The sequence below is a fragment of the Candidatus Poriferisodalis sp. genome, assembly GCF_965237655.1.
Lineage (GTDB): Bacteria > Actinomycetota > Acidimicrobiia > Acidimicrobiales > Poriferisodalaceae > Poriferisodalis.
The window spans coordinates 1,274,935-1,294,473 of sequence record NZ_CBDEGB010000001.1 but is presented as its reverse complement, the minus strand read 5'-3'; the positions used below and the strand labels follow the sequence as shown (position 1 = coordinate 1,294,473).

Annotated in this window: 17 protein-coding genes, 1 tRNA gene and 1 pseudogene; 5 read left to right on the top strand and 14 right to left on the bottom strand. The window is 67.1% G+C overall.

Going from position 1 to position 19,539, the window contains the following annotated elements; all coding sequences use genetic code 11:
- Nucleotides 1–127 precede the first annotated feature (127 nt).
- A complete protein-coding gene (locus tag ACPXYO_RS06255; protein WP_423917786.1) occupies nt 128–1,246 on the bottom strand; it encodes an adenosine kinase in 1,119 nt (372 codons plus the stop codon).
- A 75-nt stretch (nt 1,247–1,321) separates the two neighbouring features.
- Between ACPXYO_RS06255 and ACPXYO_RS06250 the strand changes: the two genes are divergently transcribed.
- Nucleotides 1,322–3,949 (top strand): M1 family metallopeptidase, encoded by a 2,628-nt coding sequence (locus ACPXYO_RS06250; protein ID WP_423917784.1) that lies wholly within the window; start codon nt 1,322–1,324, stop codon nt 3,947–3,949.
- 162 nt (nt 3,950–4,111) lie between these two features.
- On the opposite strand, the gene ACPXYO_RS06245 is transcribed toward ACPXYO_RS06250, so the two are convergent.
- From ACPXYO_RS06245 to ACPXYO_RS06210, 8 genes are all read right to left on the bottom strand, one after another.
- On the bottom strand, nt 4,112–4,951 hold the full coding sequence (locus ACPXYO_RS06245) for a cytochrome c oxidase assembly protein (protein ID WP_423917781.1): 840 nt from the start codon (nt 4,949–4,951) through the stop codon (nt 4,112–4,114).
- 4 nt (nt 4,952–4,955) lie between these two features.
- Nucleotides 4,956–5,633, bottom strand: coding sequence for an SCO family protein (locus ACPXYO_RS06240; protein WP_423917778.1), 678 nt, complete (start codon nt 5,631–5,633; stop codon nt 4,956–4,958).
- 65 nt (nt 5,634–5,698) lie between these two features.
- Nucleotides 5,699–5,771: transfer RNA gene (locus ACPXYO_RS06235), tRNA-Ala, on the bottom strand.
- A 114-nt stretch (nt 5,772–5,885) separates the two neighbouring features.
- Nucleotides 5,886–6,389, bottom strand: coding sequence for a hypothetical protein (locus tag ACPXYO_RS06230; protein WP_423917775.1), 504 nt, complete (start codon nt 6,387–6,389; stop codon nt 5,886–5,888).
- A 180-nt stretch (nt 6,390–6,569) separates the two neighbouring features.
- Nucleotides 6,570–7,061, bottom strand: coding sequence for a cyclic pyranopterin monophosphate synthase MoaC (moaC, locus tag ACPXYO_RS06225; protein ID WP_423917772.1), 492 nt, complete (start codon nt 7,059–7,061; stop codon nt 6,570–6,572).
- Between the two features lie 3 nt (nt 7,062–7,064).
- Entirely contained in the window at nt 7,065–8,093 is a 1,029-nt protein-coding gene (gene moaA / locus ACPXYO_RS06220; RefSeq protein WP_423917769.1) for a GTP 3',8-cyclase MoaA, read from the bottom strand.
- Between the two features lie 63 nt (nt 8,094–8,156).
- On the bottom strand, nt 8,157–9,368 hold the full coding sequence (gene glp, locus ACPXYO_RS06215; RefSeq protein ID WP_423917766.1) for a gephyrin-like molybdotransferase Glp: 1,212 nt from the start codon (nt 9,366–9,368) through the stop codon (nt 8,157–8,159).
- Between the two features lie 38 nt (nt 9,369–9,406).
- Nucleotides 9,407–10,561 (bottom strand): UTP--glucose-1-phosphate uridylyltransferase, encoded by a 1,155-nt coding sequence (locus ACPXYO_RS06210; protein ID WP_423917763.1) that lies wholly within the window; start codon nt 10,559–10,561, stop codon nt 9,407–9,409.
- On the opposite strand from ACPXYO_RS06210, the pseudogene ACPXYO_RS06205 reads away from it, so the two are divergent.
- A pseudogene (locus ACPXYO_RS06205) lies at nt 10,527–10,883 on the top strand (FmdB family zinc ribbon protein); the annotation flags it as partial. The gene ACPXYO_RS06210 and the pseudogene ACPXYO_RS06205 sit on opposite strands and share 35 nt — an antisense overlap.
- 116 nt (nt 10,884–10,999) lie before the next feature.
- On the opposite strand, the gene ACPXYO_RS06200 reads toward ACPXYO_RS06205, so the two are convergent.
- Nucleotides 11,000–11,137, bottom strand: coding sequence for a hypothetical protein (locus tag ACPXYO_RS06200; RefSeq protein ID WP_423918765.1), 138 nt, complete (start codon nt 11,135–11,137; stop codon nt 11,000–11,002).
- Nucleotides 11,138–11,244: 107 nt separating this feature from the next.
- Between ACPXYO_RS06200 and ACPXYO_RS06195 the strand changes: the two genes are divergently transcribed.
- On the top strand, nt 11,245–11,862 hold the full coding sequence (locus ACPXYO_RS06195) for a hypothetical protein (protein WP_423917761.1): 618 nt from the start codon (nt 11,245–11,247) through the stop codon (nt 11,860–11,862).
- Here the strand turns inward: ACPXYO_RS06195 and ACPXYO_RS06190 are convergent.
- From ACPXYO_RS06190 to ACPXYO_RS06175, 4 genes are read right to left on the bottom strand one after another with little or no spacing between them, the layout of a single operon-like run.
- Nucleotides 11,846–12,706, bottom strand: coding sequence for an undecaprenyl-diphosphate phosphatase (locus tag ACPXYO_RS06190; RefSeq protein ID WP_423917758.1), 861 nt, complete (start codon nt 12,704–12,706; stop codon nt 11,846–11,848). The two genes, ACPXYO_RS06195 and ACPXYO_RS06190, sit on opposite strands and share 17 nt — an antisense overlap.
- A gap of 11 nt (nt 12,707–12,717) precedes the next feature.
- Nucleotides 12,718–13,443, bottom strand: coding sequence for a PHP-associated domain-containing protein (locus tag ACPXYO_RS06185; RefSeq protein WP_423917755.1), 726 nt, complete (start codon nt 13,441–13,443; stop codon nt 12,718–12,720).
- A gap of 3 nt (nt 13,444–13,446) precedes the next feature.
- Nucleotides 13,447–14,811 (bottom strand): TldD/PmbA family protein, encoded by a 1,365-nt coding sequence (locus tag ACPXYO_RS06180; protein WP_423917752.1) that lies wholly within the window; start codon nt 14,809–14,811, stop codon nt 13,447–13,449.
- Complete coding sequence (locus ACPXYO_RS06175; RefSeq protein ID WP_423917749.1) at nt 14,808–16,223, bottom strand: TldD/PmbA family protein; 1,416 nt, start codon at nt 16,221–16,223, stop codon at nt 14,808–14,810. The genes ACPXYO_RS06180 and ACPXYO_RS06175 overlap by 4 nt, the downstream gene beginning before the upstream one ends.
- Before the next feature lie 237 nt (nt 16,224–16,460).
- On the opposite strand from ACPXYO_RS06175, the gene ACPXYO_RS06170 reads away from it, so the two are divergent.
- A complete protein-coding gene (locus ACPXYO_RS06170) occupies nt 16,461–17,441 on the top strand; it encodes a lysylphosphatidylglycerol synthase transmembrane domain-containing protein (RefSeq protein ID WP_423917746.1) in 981 nt (326 codons plus the stop codon).
- Nucleotides 17,442–17,458: 17 nt separating this feature from the next.
- A complete protein-coding gene (locus ACPXYO_RS06165; RefSeq protein ID WP_423917744.1) occupies nt 17,459–19,480 on the top strand; it encodes a 1-deoxy-D-xylulose-5-phosphate synthase in 2,022 nt (673 codons plus the stop codon).
- Nucleotides 19,481–19,539 lie beyond the last annotated feature (59 nt).

The window sequence follows — 19,539 nt, the reverse complement described above, 5'->3', positions numbered from 1 at the left end:
GCACGAGCGGACAGGCGGCGGTGCCTGCCATCGACGCCAGCCCCGACTCTGCGCAGAAATGCCGCCACAGACGGCAAATTTGCGCACAGACAGCGTGACAGTTGCTTCCCGAGCCGCGACGCTGGCTCTAGAGCATGTCGGCGGCCAGCGAATCGAGCGGCACGAGCGGTCGGGTTCCCACGTGGGAGATGACCTCGGCTGCTGCCACCGAGCCCAGCCGGCCGCACCGTTCCAGGTCATACCCCCGAGCCAGACCGTACAGCACGCCCGCTGCGTACAGGTCACCTGCACCCGTCCGATCGACGACCTCGTCGACCGGCTCGACAGGGATTTCCACGATCCCTTCGGGCGTCACCACGACCGCCCCGTCTGCCGACAGCGTCACCGATGCGATGTCCACCCGACCCTGCACGGCTGCGAGCGCTTCGTCCAGGTCATCGGTCGCGTAGAGCGCCTTGAGTTCGGCTGCGTTGGCGAACAGGACGTTGGTGCAGCGATCGACCATGTCGATGAACTCGCGCCGGTGGCGTTCCACGCACAGCGAGTCCGAGAGGCTGAGCGCCACCTGGCAGTGGTTGCCGGGCGTGGCGCAGTGCTCCGCCACTTCGCGCAGCGCTGCCCGGGCCGCCGTCGGGTCCCAGAGGTAGCCCTCGAGCAGCACGGTCCGAGCGCGACCCACCATTGCCCAGTCCACATCGGCCGGGGCGAAACCAGCGGACGCGCCCAAGTACGTGCTCATGGTTCGTTCGCCGTCAGGGGTGATGACGACCGTGCAGCGACCCGTCGGGTCGTCTGCGGGTGCCCGCGCAGTGGCGTGTTCCACGCCATGGCCGACCATGTCCGAGACGAACAGGTCGCCGAGCGGGTCCTCGCACACCCGGCCCATGTAGCCGGCGCTGCCGCCCAGCGCCGCGATGCCCAGCATCGTGTTCGCCACCGAGCCGCCGGGCGTCATCTCGTCGGCGCCGCCCAGCATCTCGACGAGCGCGCTGAGCTCGACCGCCCGCTGGGTGTCCACCAAGGTCATCGCTCCCTTGACGATGCACAACTCGGTCACGACGGCTTCGTCGGCGCGCAGCAACACGTCCACCATGGCGTTGCCGATGCCCACGACGTCAAGAGGATGCTCACCAGCAGCGGCATCGGGTGCGTTGCCGCTGCCCACGACATCAAGAGGATGCTCACCAGCAGCGGCATCGGGTGCGTTGCCGATGCCGACGACATCCAGCTGTTCGCCCAACTCCACCCCGTCGGCTTAGCACCTCGTCCTGCCCGTTCGCACGATCTATCCGGCCCTCAGGGCGTCGGTAGTGTGCGCGCCGTGACGTTCCTCATTCCTGGCCCGCCCCCCAAGTCGGGATCCGACGGCTCCGGTGCACCTGACGCCAACCCGTACCGGCTGCCACGAGATGTGCAGCCAGTTCGCTACGACATCGTCATCGAGCCAGATCTCGAAGCTGCACGATTCGTGGGGGAGGTCCGCATCGAGGCGACAGTGCAGCGCCCGGTCGACAGCGTCACCTTGAATGCCGCCGACCTCGAGTGCTCCGATGCGACCTTGCGCCAGAGCGGCAGGGCCGTCGGCGCTGAGATCTCCTTCGATCCCGAGACCGAGCGGATGACGCTGCGGCCGGTCGACGGCAGCAGCCTCGATGTCGGCCAAGTGCAGATCGCATGCCGGTTTGCCGGCGAGCTGAACGACCAGCTGCGCGGCTTCTACCGATCCACGTTCGTCGACGAGGCCGGGGAGACGCGCACCATCGCCACCACCCAATTCGAATCCACCAACGCCCGGCGTGCTTTTCCCTGCTTCGACGAGCCCGACCTCAAGGCGGTGTTCGGCGTCACCATGATCGTGCCCCCCGACCTCATGGCGGTCAGCTGCGGCGAATTGGTGTCGTCCGAAGCCACCACCGACGGGCGCCGTCGCGACACATTCGCCGACACCATCCAGATGTCGACCTACCTGATGGCCTTCATCGTCGGCGACCTCGAAGCGACCGATCCGGTGGACGTCGGCGGAGTGCCGCTCCGGATCGTTCACGTGCGCGGCAAGTCGGCACTGACCGCTTTCGGGTTGGAGGCCGGGGCGTTCTCCCTCGCGTGGCTGGTCGACTACTACGGCATCGACTACCCGGGCACCAAGGTGGACCTCATAGCGGTTCCGGACTTCGCATTCGGTGCCATGGAGAACATGGGTGCCATCACCTTCCGCGAAACGCTGCTGCTGGCAGACCCGCAGAAGGCGACCACCGCGGAGCTGCTGCGCATCGTCGATGTCGTCGCGCACGAACTCGCTCACATGTGGTTCGGCAATCTCGTGACGATGGACTGGTGGAACGGCATCTGGTTGAAGGAGGCGTTCGCCACCTTCATGCAGGTGGCGACCACCGATGCCTTCCGGCCGGAGTGGAAGCGCTGGGACGAATTCTCGATCGAGCGTGGGGCAGCGTTCGACGTGGACGCGTTGAGCACCACCCGGCCCGTCGAGTACGAGGTGGTCTCCCCCGCCGATGCCGAGGGCATGTACGACGTGCTGACCTACGAGAAGGGCGCTGCGGTGGTGCGGATGCTCGAGCAGTACCTCGGCCCGGACCGGTTTGCAGCGGGAGTGCAGCACTACTTGGAACGCAACAGCTACGCCAACACCACCACGACCGACTTGTGGGACGCCCTTGAGTCCTCCAGCGGCGAGCCGGTGAGGTCGGTCATGGACGGCTGGATATTCAAGGGCGGCTACCCGATCGTGTCCGTCGACGCGCATAGCAGCGGCCTGACGGTCTCGCAGCACCGCTTTGTCTATGGCACCGGGGAATCCGACGATGCGGATGCCGAGATCTGGAGCGTGCCCGTCATGGTGCGCGCTCGCCTTGCCGACGGCAACACCGTCGAGCGGCGACTGCTGCTCGCCGATGCCTCGGCGACTGTGGACTTGGACGGACCGGTCGAGTGGACCGTCGTCAATGCCGGCGGCCACGGCTATTACCGGGTGCGCTACAGCGGGGACCTGCTCGCAGCTGTGGCCCGCCAGGCGCTCGAGGTGCTTGAACCCATCGAGCGCTACGGGCTGGTGGACGACACCTACGCCGCCGTCGTGGCCGGCGACGCCAGCGCTGCGGAGTTCATCGGGCTCGTGACCGACCTGGGCTCCGAGACAGATCTGCACGTGTGGCAGCGGATGATCTGGGGGCTGAAGGGGCTGCACGCCATCGCCGAGCCGGCGGGGCGCGAAACCGTGGCCGTTCTCATCAGGGACTTGGCCACGACCGCCCTGGGCGTGCTGGGCTTCGAGCCTCAGCCCGGCGAACCCGATCTCGACCGTGAACTGCGAGGCGTGCTGTTCGAAGCGGCTGGCGGCAGGGGGCGCGACGAGCTGGTGCGCACCCGCGCACGGGAACTCTTCGAGGCAGCTTCTGGCAACGGAGCCGCCGTCGAGCCGAATCTGGCCGCGGCTGCAGTGCAGGTCGCTGCGGCTTCGGGCGACGAGACCGACTACGAGCGGATGGTCGAGTTGTACCGCTCAGCTGACACTCCCCAAAGCGAGCTGCGCTACCTCCAGGCGCTGCTGCTCTTCGAAGATCGACAACTGTTCGAGCGCACGCTGGAACTGTTCGCCACCGAGGTGCGCACCCAGAACGCCCCGTACCTGCTCGGTGCCGCCATGACGCATCTCGACTGGGGACCGGTGGCGTGGGAGTTCATCCGGGACCAGTGGGACGAATTGACCAGCCGCTTTCCCCAGAACTCGATATCGCGCATGGTCGGCGGGATACGCGGATTGAACACCCGCGATCTCGCCACCGAGGTCGAGACGTTCTTTGCCACCCACGAGGTGCCACAAGGCGCTCTCACGGTCGCCCAGCACATCGAGAAGATGTGGGTCAACGTGCGGTTGCGCGAACATGAGGGTGCCCGCATCGGACTGCCGTCCCAGGCGCAGACCTCATGAACCCAGACGGCACGACTGCGTCGGCTCGCGGGGTCTGATGTTCGGCCGCCCACCTCGGCGCCCCATGCGACCGGGCGATGAGCTGTGGCTGTCATTGCGCGCACTCGCTGCCTCGGCGGCGCTGATCGTCGTGGTGATCTACTGGGCGCTCGTCATCGTCGACTAAGCGGCTGCCGGGCTGGACCTCTTGGACTCGTCGGCCCAACGCAGCATCATGGCGATGATGGTTCCCCACACGATCGGAATGCCGCCCAGCTTCATGATGAGCCCGGCCGTCTGCTGGTCTGTCGCAGCATCGAGGCCATAGAACCGGGGCGCCAGCTCATAGGTGGCATAGAGGGGGAAGCTGGCAAAGGTCAGGAACCCCGCAGGCACCGCCGGAACGACACCCAGCGCCAGGAACAGATACACCATCTTGCCGGGATAGGCGCGTAGCCGGTGCTCGATGAGCGGCGAGCAGATCGGCAGCCACACGAGCACGCCCGAGACCAGCCACACCACATCCATCACGAACGAGCCGAATTGGTTCGCCCGCAGCGTGTCCACGGCCCACGGCGAGTGCGTCGCGACGAGGCAACCGTTGAACACCAGCCCGGCGGCAACCGGCTTGGCGAGCCGGGTCATGAAGCGGTAGAGGCGCAGCCTCGCCAGGATCCTGCGAGCCATCGGCTCGGGCACGCCCATCACCATCAGCGGCGCAGCGACCAGCGTGTACAGCATGAACTGCACCATGTGGGCCGAAGCCAGATAGCCCGCGCCAAGCACGCCGAGCGGCCAATCGGAGGCCACCCAGAACGCCGCCACCCCGGCCAGGAATAGCCACATCTGGCGGCGCTGTAACGCTGCCTCGACAGGGTCCAGCGGCTGCATGCGCCTGGCCCGAGCGCGGCGACGGGCAATCAGGTACGGGACCGCTATGGCCAGCGACGCCACCCAGACGCCTGGGTAGGCACGCCACGCCCACGTCCACGGCACCTCGAGCGCCGAGCACCAGAAACGCATGGTGCTACAGGCCCGCGCCGGCCGGCGCGTCCGGTTCGATGACGGCCAGGATCGGCAGGTCGTGATCGAACTGGGACTGACGTGTGGGATAGGGGTACTGCACGTAGCCGTAGCCGTTGGGGGCAAAGGCGAACACACGGCCGTCGTGGGCTACGTCGTAGGCGCCGTGGTTGTGAGCCGCGTCCGCCTTGGCGTCTGTGCTGTGGTCGTGTTCCGTCGTCGGGGTGGTGTCAAAGATCTTGATCGAGGCCAACGAGCCCAGCGCGTTTTGCAGGTAGGTCAACTGCTGCTCGCTCTGGGGAATGAGCCCAAGGAAATCAGCGCTGAACTGATCAAGATACGCACGCAGGATCTCAGGTGTGTCCCGATCAGGGTCGACGGTGACCGCCAGCACTTGCACATTCTTCGGTGCCCCGGGCCGGCCGAGCACGCTGGCGAGCTGCGCCAGCTGCACACCGCAGATATCCGGGCAGTTCGTGAACAACTGGTACACGAGACGTACCTGCCCTTCCGTGTCGGCCGCGAGACCGAAGTCGTTGCCAGCGGTGTCTGATAGCACCATATGGGGGATCTGCCGCAGCTCGGAGGGGGCCACCGCGAGGCCTTCGTAGCGCGACTCGGTGTCGCCCCCGCCTCCGCATGCTGCCACGAAGACGGCAGCGACCAGAACTGACGCGACCATCCGCAGGTGTGCCCCAGGCGTGCGTCCTCGACGGCGACGCGCAGGAGACTGACGTGACGCCGATGTGGAGGTGAGGGGAATCGAACCCCTGGCCTCTTCGATGCGACCGAAGCGCTCTACCAACTGAGCTACACCCCCGAACCGGGCGGTTGTCGAATATATCTGCGCGATCAGCAGGCCCGTCTGTGACCACGATTCGCTGCACAGCAGCGCTTGGATGCGCTGGCTGATCGCCCTACGGCGCTGTGCCTACTAGTTCGCCGTTCGGCGAATCATCCTCACCGTCGACGAATTGGCCGGATCTCGCAGTGGCAGGTAGTGCACCTCAGCGGTGGGAGCCGCTCGGCGCCGACGCACCGCCAGCGCGACGTAACCCGTGGTGAGCCCGAGCATCACGACGAAGGCAGCGAGCGCCCACAGCGATCCCGTGGCGAGTGTGCCTGCGAGCGTCACCAGCATGCACAGCACGAGCAACGTGCCGATGTCGCGTCGACGGACCGCTGCCTGCTTGGGCGTGGTCGGCATTGACGTGGACGGGCTCGTCCACCGAGGTTGCGGCTCGGCAAATTCCCTCAACGCATGCGCTTGGGAGATACGTGCTGCAGCCGGCGCGGAACGACCGAGTGAGTCGAGTTGTTGGTGGAACTGGTCGACGGACGATGTTGTTCTGCGTCGTGGCTGGAACAGGCGCGCAACGTCGGGAGCCAGTACCACGATCCAAGCGACAGCCAACAACACCAAGACCAGTTGTGTCACGCATCACCTGCCTAGCGGGCGGGCCTGCCCACACAGGGTGCCATTCCGCCGCGCGCCCAACCTGCATTTCCGCTGTCCGCGCACTACAGCAGACTAATCTTCCCAGATTGACAGTAGCGATCGCGCGATCGTTCGCTCGGCGGGCACTTCGCAGCACCCCAACCGCATCAGGCGACTGGATCAGTCGGCGGCTTCCGCTTCTCGCCGGTAGGTGCCCGACTTGCCGCCCACTTTCTCCCACAGGGCGAGGTCGCCGATGACCATGGATCGGTCGGCCGACTTGCACATGTCGTAAATGGTGAGGGCTGCGACGGAACACGCCGTCATCGCCTCCATCTCAACACCGGTGCGGTCCACTGTCTCCACCTGCGCCTCGATCTCGATCCAGGTGTCGGCAATCTCAAAATTCACATAGACAGCGCAGACGAGCAGGGGGTGGCACAGCGGGATGAGATCTGAGGTGCGTTTGGCGGCCTGGATGCCAGCCACCCGCGCGACCGCGATGACGTCCCCCTTCGCAATCGCACCCCGGGCAACCAGTGACGCTGTCTCCACGTCCATGTACACGCGGCATCGAGCGATCGCCCGTCGATGTGAGATCTCCTTCGGCGTCACGTCGACCATGCGCGCCCGACCGAGAGGATCCAAGTGTGTGAAAGGTGACTCGGTCATGTCTCAACCACCGATTTGACTCATGGTTCGCTTGGGCCTGATGAAGTTGACCTGCCCGATCGAGTGGCCGGCCCACTTGGTGCCGACCGCATCGCGGACTGCAACCGCGAGGCGGTCATCGACCTCGTCGCCCGTAGCGCCGCTGCGCAGGATCGACCGCATGTCGAACTCGTCCAGCGCAAAGAGGCAGGTGCGGAACTGGCCCTCGGCTGTCAGGCGCACCCGGTCGCAGTTTCCGCAGAAGGGCTTCGTGACGCTGGCAATGACTCCGACATGACCGCCGCCGTCGAGGTAGCGGTAACGCTCGGCGGGCTCGTTGAAACGCAGCACGGGCTCGGTCGGGAACACGTCTGAGATCGCCGCCAAGATTTCATCGGCGGGAACCACCACGTCTGAGGTCCACACGTCTCCGGCTTCGAGCGGCATGAACTCGATGAAGCGGACCTCGACTCCGCGCTCGCGGCCGAACCGGGCGAAATCCACGACTTCGTCGTCGTTGATGCCGCGCATCATGACCGTGTTGATCTTCACTGGCGCGAGCCCAGCGTCGATGGCTGCATCGATGCCGTCGAGGACCCGATCCAGCTCGTCGCGGCGCGTCAGCTCCAAGAAGCGATCGCGATGGAGCGAGTCGAGGCTGATGTTGATCCGCGAAAGGCCCGCTTCCGCCAGCGGCTTGGCATGCATACGCAACGTGGCGCCGTTCGTGGTCAACGCCACGTCGACGCCAAGGGCGGCGAGTCGCTCGACCAGCCGTGGCAGGTGAGCCCGCACCAAGGGCTCTCCTCCCGTCAGCCGGATGCTCTCGAAACCGAAGCGGTCCACGCACACCTTAGCGAAGCGCTCGATCTCCTCGAAGCTCAGGATCTCTGAACGCGGCAGCCAAGTCATGCCCTCTGCGGGCATGCAGTACTGGCAGCGAAAGTTGCAGCGATCGGTAACCGAGATGCGCAAATCGCCCACGGTCCGACCGAACGGATCGACAAGGTCAACCGCTCGTGCCGGCGCTACGGCACCTGCTGCACCATTCATGGACCTGAGCGTATCGACGGCCGCGCAGAGAGGTAGCTGCCGGGTCCCCGACGATGGACTTGCTCAGTCCAGCAGGAGCACGTCGAGCTTGTCTCCCGCGCGTACGCCGTCGCCGTCGGGGATGACTGCGAGCGCATTCGACTTGGCCATGGCCCACAGCATGTGCGAGCCCTGACCTCCCGCGGAGCGCACTTCGGTCCGGCCGCCCAGCGGTGTCGCCAGCACCCGCATGAAGTGCGTCTTGCCGTCCGGGCGCCGGAGTAGGTCTTCCGCTGCGAAGGCCACGACCGTGGGTCGGATCGGCTGCGGGTGCCCCATCATCGAGCGCAGGCCGGGCCGGGCGAAGAGCTCGAAGGACACCATCGATGAGACTGGGTTGCCCGGAAGCCCGAAGACAGGCACATCGCCCACTGTGCCGAACGCCAGCGGCTTTGCCGGCTTGATCGCCACCTGCATCCACCGCATGTCGCCGATGCGGTCGAGCACAGCTTTCACGTAGTCGAAGTCGCCCATGCTCACGCCGCCCGAGGTGACGATGGCGTCGCATGTCTGGACGCCGATGGCGAGGGCGGCCTCGATCTCGGCTGGGTCGTCGCGAGCGAGGCCGAGGTCGACCGTTTCCACATCGGTCCGGTGTGCCAACGCCAGCAGCGTCCGACGGTTCGAATCGCGGATCTGCCCCGGCTGCAATGGGCTGCCGTCGTCGACGAGTTCGTCGCCGGTGGACAGCACGCCGACTCGCGGCCGGGGGTACACCTCGACCTCGGTCATCCCGAGGCTGCACAGGACGCCGAGATGCCCTGCCGCGAGCTCAGTTCCTGCCGGGAACAGTTTGTCGCCTGCATGCAGATCATCGCCGACAGGCCGCACGTGATTGTCGGGCGGGACGCTGACCTCCACTCGTACGACTTCGCCGTCTGCGGCCGAGTCCGAAATGATCGCCGTGCGCTCCACCATGACGACAGCATCGGCCCCGGGGGGAATGGTGGCGCCGGTCATGATGCGACTGGCTTCACCGGGCCCCACGGTGACCTCCGGAGCATGTCCGGCGGCGATCGTCTCGACGACGCGCAGCTCACAAGGAGCGTCCGCAACGTCCGCCGATCGCACGGCGAAGCCGTCCATGGCCGTGTTCGCAAACTGCGGGATGTCCTCCGAGGCGATGATCTCGCTGGCCGTCACCAATCCCAGTGCGTCCGCGACCCGTACACGCACGGGCTTGCGCGGTTGGCATCGGTCCAGAACGAACTCGCGCGCGGTCTCAAGCGGCAGCACCGGGCGCAATGTACTGGGCGCAATGTGCCCGAGGCGGCCTAGAGGGAGGTTTCGATGCCCCGCGCTGCGAGTATCCGGGCGATCTCGGGGCGGCGCGCTTCGAGTTCGGCAGGATCCTTCACCGGCTGGAAACGCCCGTCAGGCCCGTCACGCTCGACGAGCAGCATCGTGGTGTCCACGAAGGCCGAAAGTTCGCCGATCAGCCGTTCAAACTGGACGACCTGGGCGCCCTCGACCTGTTTGTGGACCTCGAGCCACGTGAGCGGCCAGTCCGCCTCGAAGACGTCGACGTCGGCAACCAATGAATTGGTGTTCACCGCACACGTCGCCAGCGGATCAATCCCGGGTGGCAGGCGAAATGCCTCCACGATCTGCAGTCGCCCGTCCACACGCCACGGCGATCCCCCCGATGCGCTGCCCGGGACGAATTCGCAGGTGAGCGGCTTCGCTTCCACCACGTGGGCGCCGATCACTGCCGGATCCAGCGTTGCCGCAACGTTGTCGACATTGGTCACGAACAGGTGCCGACCGCCGGCTTCGGCAAACTGGCCAAGCAGGCCGCTCCGGCGCATCGCCCATGGCGCGTCCCCGTGTCCCGGCGCGTGCAACGACACGGTGCCGCTGCGATCCCGGAACAGATCGCCGTCGGGCGTCAGGCGCATGGAGACGCCCTGGGGAGCGAAGTCGACCGGTGCCTGTGCGCTGTGGGTGCCGGCCGATGCCCAGTCGCGCAGCGCGCCGTCGGACTGGAAGCTCGTCATCAGCCACAGCGGGACGGTGCACCCCAACTCGCTCGCCAGGCGCCGCAAGTCCGCCATCTTGGCGTCCGCGAACCTCAGGCCAGGCAGCACTTCGGCCAGTGCCTTGACGCCACCGCCGAAACGAGTGGCCATGCCGCCCGCCAGGAGCAAGACGCCCACCTGCCCACGTGCGATTGCCTCCCGACCCGCATCTGCGAGCCGTCCGCGTTCGGCCGAGCCCAGCGGTGCCAACGCCACAAGTTCGTCGGGCTGAGCGGCTGCGATGCTGCCGCGCACCCAATTCGCAGTGGTCCGGTCGCTGCCGCTGCCCGAATTGCCGGTCAGCCGGCCGCGCAGCTCATCGAACGTGCCGGTGTCGAAGCCGTAGGCGGCCAGCGACTGAGCCGAGTGCTCGTCGATGCCATACCGGGCTGCCAGATCCGAAGCGCGCACGCCGCCAGAACCTAGAGCGTCAGCGGAGAGGCGGCGATGCCTGCCAGGCCCGACTGCCGCGACTCTGCGCAGAAATGCCGCCACAGACGGCAAATTTGCACACAGAAGGCGTGACAACGGCTTCCCGAGCCGTCAGCCCCACCCGTCGACGCGGCACGCGCCGAATTCTCCGGGCGGCCCTCGACGAACCACAGCTACACTGCTCGGCGGCTGGAGCCAGGACCACATCGCAGAACGGGACCTCATGCCGACCTACCAGTACCGCTGCACTGACTGCGGAGAGTCGTTCGAGCGCCATCAGAGTTTCTCGGACGATCCCATCACGATGTGCCCACTGCCGCGGGAGGGCGAAGCGCTCAACGGGGCAGGGTCGACGTGCGGCGGCGAGGTCCGCAAGATCTTCTCCAACGTCGGCATCAGCTTCAAGGGCAGCGGCTTCTACCGCAACGACAGCCGACCCTCTTCAAGCTCGGATTCGTCGGGCTCGTCGGAATCCGGCTCATCTTCATCAAGCACAACCAGCGAATCCCCAAGCAAGGAATCGACCTCTTCGGAGAGCGGCTCGTCAAGCGACAAGTCGAGCTCAACCGTCGGGGCCGCCTCGGCGTCAGGCTGACGCCTCCAGCATCGAAACGAATCCGCGGCGATGCAACCGCCGCGATGACTTCGCGGCGGAGGCTTCCATGGCGTACATCTCACAACTCGGCGATCTCTGGCAGCGCCGTCCCAACCTGGTCCACTGGACCGCCGTCGGCGCTGTTGCGCTCGTGGCACTTGTGCTCGTCTCCGGGATGACTGGCCGGGCGCGCACGGCTGCTGCTGCATGGGGGACCTCGGTACGCGTACTTGCCGCACAGTCCCCGTTGGCAGTAGGGACATCTCCCGAAGGGCACGTCGATCTCATCGAGGTCCCGGCCCATCTCGTGCCCGCCGGAGCGCTCACCAGCGCTTTCGAGCTCGGCGAGCTGACCCGAGCCGTCCCACGCGGGGGCCTGCTGACCGAGCTGGACTTTTACCCCGCGGCAGGAGTGAGCCCGGGGCGCCGGGGCATCGGCATCAGCGTCGATTCCCACGCACCCGACGTCGAGCCCGGCACTGGCGTGGAGCTGCTGCTGTTCGCCGACATCGATCCGTTCGATCCCTCCGCTGGCAATGCAAGCCCCGATCGCGTGCCTGCCTATGTCCTCGCCGCATCGGCAGATCGATGGTTTGTCGAAATCGAGCCCGTGCACCTCGAGGTGGTCGCGCGCGCCAGCGCGACTGGCATCGTGGTGCCGGTAGTCCTCAGCGCAGACCGCTGATAGCCACCACGGCCACGGCAGCCGCCAATGCCACGCGGTAGCCGGCGAACCACGCTAACGGGGATCGCTGCGGAGCCCGGCTCGTCCGATCCAGCAGCCACACCATTGCGGCAACGCCCGCCCACGACGACACCACTGCAGCTGCTCCCCCGACGATGAACAGCTGCAACTGCGCACCTGTGGGCGCGGCATCTGCGAGCGTGACCGAGCGGTAGACGCCCGCGCCCCCAATGAGCGGCAAGCTCATGAGGAAGGCCAGTCGCGCCGCCGCAGCCCGGTCGAAGCCGAGCCACCGGCCTGCCGTGATGCTCACCCCCGAGCGGCTCACACCCGGCAGCAAGGCTGCTGCTTGCGCGAGTCCCATTCCGACCGCGTCCCGCAGGCCGTAGGAATGCTGGGACCTCTGCGCACCTCGTCGCTCCGCCGATGCGTCGCTCCACCACAGCAACCCACCGAAACCAGCCAGTAGCGCAGCGATCAGCAGCGGCTGCTCTGCGAGGTCGAGCAAACGGTCCTCCAGCGTGACGCCCACCAGCGCCGCGGGGACGGCCGAGAGGGCCAAGCTCAGCGCAACCACCGTGTCGCGATCGGCGCGGCCGCGGATGCCGCTCCACAGTGCTCTGGCGTAGCGGGCGATGTCGGCACGCAAGTACACCGCCGCTCCAATGAGCGTGCCGACGTGCAGCGCGACGTCGAAGGCATTCTCCAGCTCGTTGTCACCATCGAAAAGATCCCAACCGGCCAGCCACGGCACCACTTCGAGGTGGGCGCTCGAAGAGACCGGGAAGAACTCGGTCACTCCTTGCAGCAGGCCGAGCACGATCGCCACGGCAAAGTCCGGCACCGAGGCGGCCTCTAGTCGTCGCTCCCCACCGATGGGACAATGCGCGGTCTCCAGCGACGGGGTGGGTCGTAGTGATGGCCGACCGCCAAGCCCTGACGCATCGATGCGAGGAAGGTTGCGGGATCGTCGTCGTCGAAATCCGGCATCTCGAGGTAGGCGCCCCCGAGTGCTTCGGCCACGTGGGCGTCGCTGCCGGCGCCCGGCGCCAAGCCGTGCTCGCCGGCATAGCGCGCCGCACGCGAGTTGAGGCTGGTGAGGCTCGTCTTCGCGTTGAGCACCTCGATGCCGTCGACGAGACCCTCGCCGACGAGCTCATCGAGCACGTCGTGACGCAGGTTGTTGCGCAGCGGATCGAACGGGTGCGGGATATAGACGAGCCCACCCTGGTCCTTCACGGCTCGCGCGGCCGTCACCGGCGCCAGACCTTGCGGCACGCGGTCGGTCAGGAAGAGCCCGATGATCTCACCCGCGTGGGTCTTCATCTCCTCGCCGACCACGACCCGAGCATCCAACTCGCCCTGCAGCTGTTGGGCACCGCGCACGGCGTTGTGATCGGTGATGCACACCACATCGATGCCGCTCTCCGACAGGCACTGCGCGAACTCGTCCGGTGTCGTGGTCGAGTCGCCCGACCACATCGTGTGCGTGTGAAAATCGACCCGCACCCATCCCGACGGGCACTGGTTGGCGAGATGCGGATGGCGTTCGACAGCTGCTGGTGCGGGTAGGCGCGGCATCGCTCACACCCCCGAGAGCGCCACGTCAGCGATGACCAGCGGCGGCATCGACATGCCGCCCGCGAGAGGTTCAGCGGTGGCGCCGACGCCGCAGATCTCCAGCAGCATCCGCTGAAGGGTGGACGCGATAGTGGACTCGCGAAACGGCTCGGCGAGTTCGCCCCCAGCGATGCGGTGCCCCCAGGCGCCGACCGAGAAATCGCCGCTCGTGGGATTGACCCCGCTGTGCAAACCGCTGACGCCGCGCACCAGCACACCGTTTCCGACCGCAGCGAACAGATCTTCAGCGGCGATATCGCCAGTGGCGACAACGCGCGCATGGGTGCCCACACCAGGAACGGACCGCGTGCCGCGCACTGCCGAGCCGGTCGAGGACGTGTCCGACCGGCGTGCCGTGTAGGCGTTGTGCAGGAAGCCGCAGAGCACGCCCGCCGAGATCAGCGCGTTGCGGCGGGCCGCCAGACCCTCGCCGTCGAAGTTCGCTGCACCAAGTGTCGTCGGGTCGGTGGGGTCGTCGACGAGGTGCAGGCGTTCATCGGCAATCGGCTCGCCGACCCGGTCGGCGAACGGTGAGCGGCCCTTGAGCACGCTGTCTGCCGCAAGCACGCTCGACACCACACCGATGAAAGCTGCCGCAACCGGCGGGGCCAGCACAACATTCATTCGTTCGCTGGGCGGCTTGGTTGCGCCCAGCTGGCCGGTGGCCAACGCTGTTGCTTCTGTGACGACTCGTTCGACGTCAAGTTCGTCGGGACGCCACGCAGCGTCGCCCGCGTAACCGATCTGCGTCTCGTCACCGTCGGTGGCGAGGGGTTGGGCGCCGATCGAACAGGTGCCGCGCTCGGATTGCACACAGATGCCGGTGCTTGATGCCAGCGCGGACTGCGACCACCCGTCGCTCCACGCCGCTACACGCACTCCCGAGATTCGGGGATCTGCGGCCAAGCAGCGGCGCTCGAGGTCGATGGCCGCCGCAATCCTGTCGGCATCGGACACGCCCAGCACTGATGAGTCGCCGAGGTCAAGGCCGGGGGGCGCCACGCCATCGGGCTCGGCGAGTCCGTGGTGGGGATCAGGCTCGCCGAACGTCACGTTGCGGCGGGCAGCTGCGAGTGTGTCGGACACCACGTCGGCGTCCAGAGAGCCGGCCGATGCGAAGCCTTGACGCCCTTGCGAGACAACCCGCACGCCGATCGCTGCGCTCACACCGGAGCGCAGCGACTCGACATCGCCGTTGTACGCACGCACCGTGGTGGAGCGCCCCGTCGACACGCAGACCTCGATCTGCTCGTTGCCGTGGGCTTGCTCGCACACCCGTTGGGCGAGGCGAGCCAACTCGTCAGTGTCGTAGTGCCGTCGTTCGCTCACGCGGCGGTGCCCCCGACCGTGAGGGCACGCACTCGCAGAGTGGGCTGGCCGTCGCCAACGGGCACGCCTTGGCCGTCCTTGCCGCAGGTGCCCGGGCTCCCCATGGCGAAGTCGTTCCCAAGGGCGTCGATGTCGAGAAGCACCTGAGGGCCATTGCCGATCAGGTTGCCCTCGCGCAGCGGCTCGGTGATCACACCGTCTTCGATGAGATACGCCTCGGTCATGCCGAATACGAAGTCGCCTGTGGCGGTGTTGACCTGACCACCGCCAAGGTGCGCCACATAGACACCCCACGGGGTGTCGGCGATGATGTCGGCGGGATCGATGTCGCCGTTGGTGACGAACGTGTTCGTCATCCGGACCATCGGCAGGTGCGTGTAGCTCTGGCGGCGACCGTTGCCCGACGGCGCGCGGCCATCGTCGCGGCTGCGCAGCCAATCCCACATGTAGTCGGTCAGCACGCCGTCGGAGATCAGCACGTTGCGTTGGGTCCGATGGCCTTCGTCGTCGATGGCCAGCGCGCCCCACTCGGGACCCATCGTGCCGTCGTCGACCAGCGTCACTCCGCTGGCAGCCACTTGCTCCCCCACCCGACCAGCGAACACCGACGCGCCTTTGCGCACCAGATCGGCTTCGAGTCCGTGACCGCAGGCCTCGTGGAAGAGCACTCCGCCCCCGCCCCGAGCGATGACCACGGGTACCTCACCGCTGGGCGCCGGGCGAGCCGACAGCTTGGTGACGGCACGCTGCGCAGCGCGCTCGGCGAGCTCGGCGGGGTCGTAGTCGTCGAACAGCTCCCACCCGACCGTGTAGCCGACAGTCTCGCGTCCGGTCTGCAAGCCGCTGTCGCCGCTAGCGACGCATCCCACTGAGAAGAGCGTCCGCACTTGGTCGTCGGCGGCGCACACCCCACTGGTATTCGCCACCATGATCCGGCGGCGGCCCTCGCCATAGCGGGCGGTGACCTGAGTGATGGCCTGGTGAGTGGACCGGGCAGCATCATCGGCGGCGCGCAGCAGTGCCACCTTGCGTTCCGCGCCGATGGTTGCGGGCAGTACTGCCACCCGTGGCTCTGCGAGACCGTTGCCCCCGAGCGACATCATGTCCACCGTCCCGCCTTGGGGCGAGCGGGTTGCCACCGCTGCAGCCGTGCGGGCCGCATCTGCCAGTCCTCCGGCACTCAGGTCCGACGTGTGCGCATAGCCCGTGATGTCGCCAGCGGTGACACGAATCCCCACACCACGGTCGCGACCCGAGTTCATCTCCTCGACCCGGCCCTCGTCGAAGACCACGCCAACCGATTCACGATCCTCGGCGAACAGCTCGGCCCACTCGCCGCCGGCGTGCAGCGCCGCGCGCAGCGCCGCGTCAACCACGTCGAGGTCGACGAGCGGCTCCGCTGCTCCGCTCACGGGTGTCATCGTGTCCGTTGTACGTGTCATCGCCAGTTTCGCTGCCAGAAATCCTCAGGCCGTGCCCAAATGTACGACCCGACACAATCGACGAAGTGGGGCCGCTGTACGGCCGCACGTGGATCGCGCCGTCGCCACACTATTGTGCGAAGCCACGTGAAACGCTTCGAGAGGGAAGTGCGCCGGGGGGCTGATTCAGGCACCGCAGTTTGCAGGCTCCGCGGGAGTGCAGCCTGAGTGCGCATCCCACATAGCCTCGTCACGGCCTTGCGCGTCTGCGTGAGCGCAGGGCTCTTGGCGCTGCTGATCATCATCAGCCGCGATGAGCTGTCGGCGCTCGACGTCGACTCCAAGAGCGCCGCCGCCGCCTGGCTGATTGCAGCGGCCATCGCAATCGCGGCTGCGTTCGTGACCGCCGCTGCACGCTGGTGGCGGGTAGCAGACACGCTTGACGTCAACGTGTCCGGACGCTCGATGCTGTCGATCTACGTCGCCGCACAGTTCGTCGGAAACTTCTTGCCCACCACGATCGGCGGCGACGTGTTGCGCGTCAACCGGCTCGGTCGCATCTGCGGCAGCGAAGCCAGCGCATTCGCGACCGTCATCATCGAACGACTCACTGGCTGGGTGGTGCTCCCACTGCTCACCCTCGTCGCACTCGTGTCGCAGCCGAGCCTGCTGACGCACTCGGGAGGTCAGATCGCCGCCGCGCTGGCGCTCGGGACCTTAGCGGTGCTCGCCTTCATTGTCTGGATCGCGGAGCATCCCCGCGGTCTCGGCCGGTTGTCCGGCGGCAGCCGCATCCGGGACGCCCTCGGCGCCGTGCATACCGGTCTGAGCGTCTTCCGACGCGCACCGCGAGCTGCCCTGCACCTCCTCGGCGTCGGGTTCGCATACCAGTTCCTGCTGGTGGTGGCGACGGCTTTGACCGGCGCAGCGATCGGCGTGAACCCGGGGCTGCGAGCGTGGCTGGCGTTTGCACCGATGGTGCTGATCGTCCAGTTGTTGCCGGTTGCCATCGGCGGCCTCGGCGTGCGAGAAGGCGCGCTCGTGCTGTTCCTGGATGCGCACGGTGTCAACGAAGGTGAGGCAGTACTGCTGGGCTTGCTGCTGTACGCGCTGACGCTGCTGGTGAGCCTTTCCGGGGCTCCGACGCTGGCGTTCGGCGGGCGACGGCGTCGCGGCAAGCCACAGGCCGAGGTCCCGCTGGGGCGCTGAGTACCCTTGTGCCGCGAATGCACCTCGCCAAGCTCACCAGTCCGGCTGACCTGCGAGCGCTCAGCCCCGCACAGCTCGATGAACTGTGCGCGGAGATCCGGCACTTCGTGGTGCAGGCCGTCTCGCGGACCGGTGGGCATCTCGGATCGAATCTCGGTGCGGTCGAGCTCAGCGTGGCACTGCATCGCGTCTTCGAGTCGCCACGTGACGTCATCATCTGGGACACCGGCCATCAGGCCTATGTGCACAAGCTCATCACCGGCCGGCGGGAAGGCTTCGAACGGCTCCGTCAGCGGCACGGTCTGTCGGGATACCCCAGCGCGACCGAGTCCCCCCACGACATCGTCGAGAACAGCCATGCTTCGACCTCGCTGAGCTGGGCTTCCGGCCTCGCCACCGGCTTCCAGCTGACAGGTCACGAGCACCGACGCGTCGTCGCCGTCATCGGTGACGGCTCCATGACCGGCGGAATGGCCTTCGAGGCACTGAACAATCTCGGCCACTACGCCCAGCGGGCGCTGATCGTGCTCAACGACAACGGCCGCTCGTACGCCCCAACCGTCAGCCGCCTCTCGGCCGCGATGTCTCGACTGCGACAGTCGCCGCACTACGTGCAGGGCCGTCGAGCGATGGAGCAACTGCTTGATCGCGTGCCGCTGGGCGACGGCGTGCGACGGGGGATCGACAGTGCTGCCGCCGCGATGCGCGAGATGTGGGAGCCACCGGCATTCTTTGAGACGCTCGGCGTCCGCTATCTCGGCCCGGTCGACGGGCACGACATCGCGGCCATGGAATCGGCGTTCCGCGACGCTGCGGCCTATACCGACGGCCCCATCGTCGTCCATGTCGTCACGCAGAAAGGGCGCGGCTACGCCCCCGCCGAACACGACACCGAAAAGCACCTGCACGACATTGGCCTGTTCGATCCCGCCACTGGTGGTGCGCCGGCGCTCAGCACGGGCGCCTCGCAGCTAGAGGCGAACGTGGTGGCGCAGGCCGAGCCTGATGCAGATGCCGACTCGCAGGCGGCTGCGAAGTCCCAGCCGACTGCCCCCACCGAGCCGACTGGGCCTGCTGAACCGGTCTTGCGCGACTACACGGCCGTCTTCACCGAAACGATCATCACAGCGGCCCGGCGCCGGCGCGAGATCGTTGCGATCACTGCGGCGATGGGCGGCTCCACGGGGCTATTGCCATTCCAGCGAGAGTTTCCCGAACGCTTCTACGACGTCGGCATCGCCGAGCAGCACGCGTTGACCTCAGCTGCAGGCATGGCGCGCGCCGGGCTGCGGCCTGTCGTGGCTGTCTACTCGACATTCCTGGCACGAGCCTTTGACCAGGCGCTGTACGACATCGGCCTCCATCGCCTGCCGGTCATCCTCTGCGTCGACCGGGCCGGCATCACCGGACCCGATGGCGCCTCGCATCATGGGTTGTACGACATCGCCATGTTCACGCGCGTGCCCGGCATGACGGTGTTCGCTCCATCGTCGCCCGACGAACTGCCCGTGGCATTCGCGCGGGCCTTGGAGATCACCGACGGACCCGTAGCGATCCGCTGGCCACGGGGCAAGGGCCCGGTGACGCAATCCAGGGAACACGCGGACGCAACGGCAAGCGGCATGCGGATGCAAGCCCGCCAGCACCGCTCCGGCCCCGACGCCTGCATCCTGGCCGCGGGCCAGACACTCGTCGCCGCCGCCGAAGCTGCCGAGCTCCTCAGCGCCGAAGGAGTGGACGTCTCGCTGTGGGACCCAAGGGTGCTGAAACCGCTCGATCGAGCGATGGTGCTCGACGCCGCCACGCACCCGCTCGTGGTGACCGTCGAAGACGGCGTCCGCGTAGGAGGCTTCGGCAGCCTTGTCAACGACGCCCTCCAGCAACTGGATGTGCCGACGGCGCCGCGCGTCAGCCAGCTCGGCACCCCCGACGCCTACCTCCCCCACGGAACCGCCGCAGAACTGCACGCCGAGCTCGGCCTCGACGCAGTAGGCATAGCCGCCGCAGTCCGCAAGACCCTCGCCCGCATCACGGCCTAAGAACCGTGAACGCCAAACGGCCCGGGGCAGACGCCCCGGACCGCTGGTTTTGGTGGTGT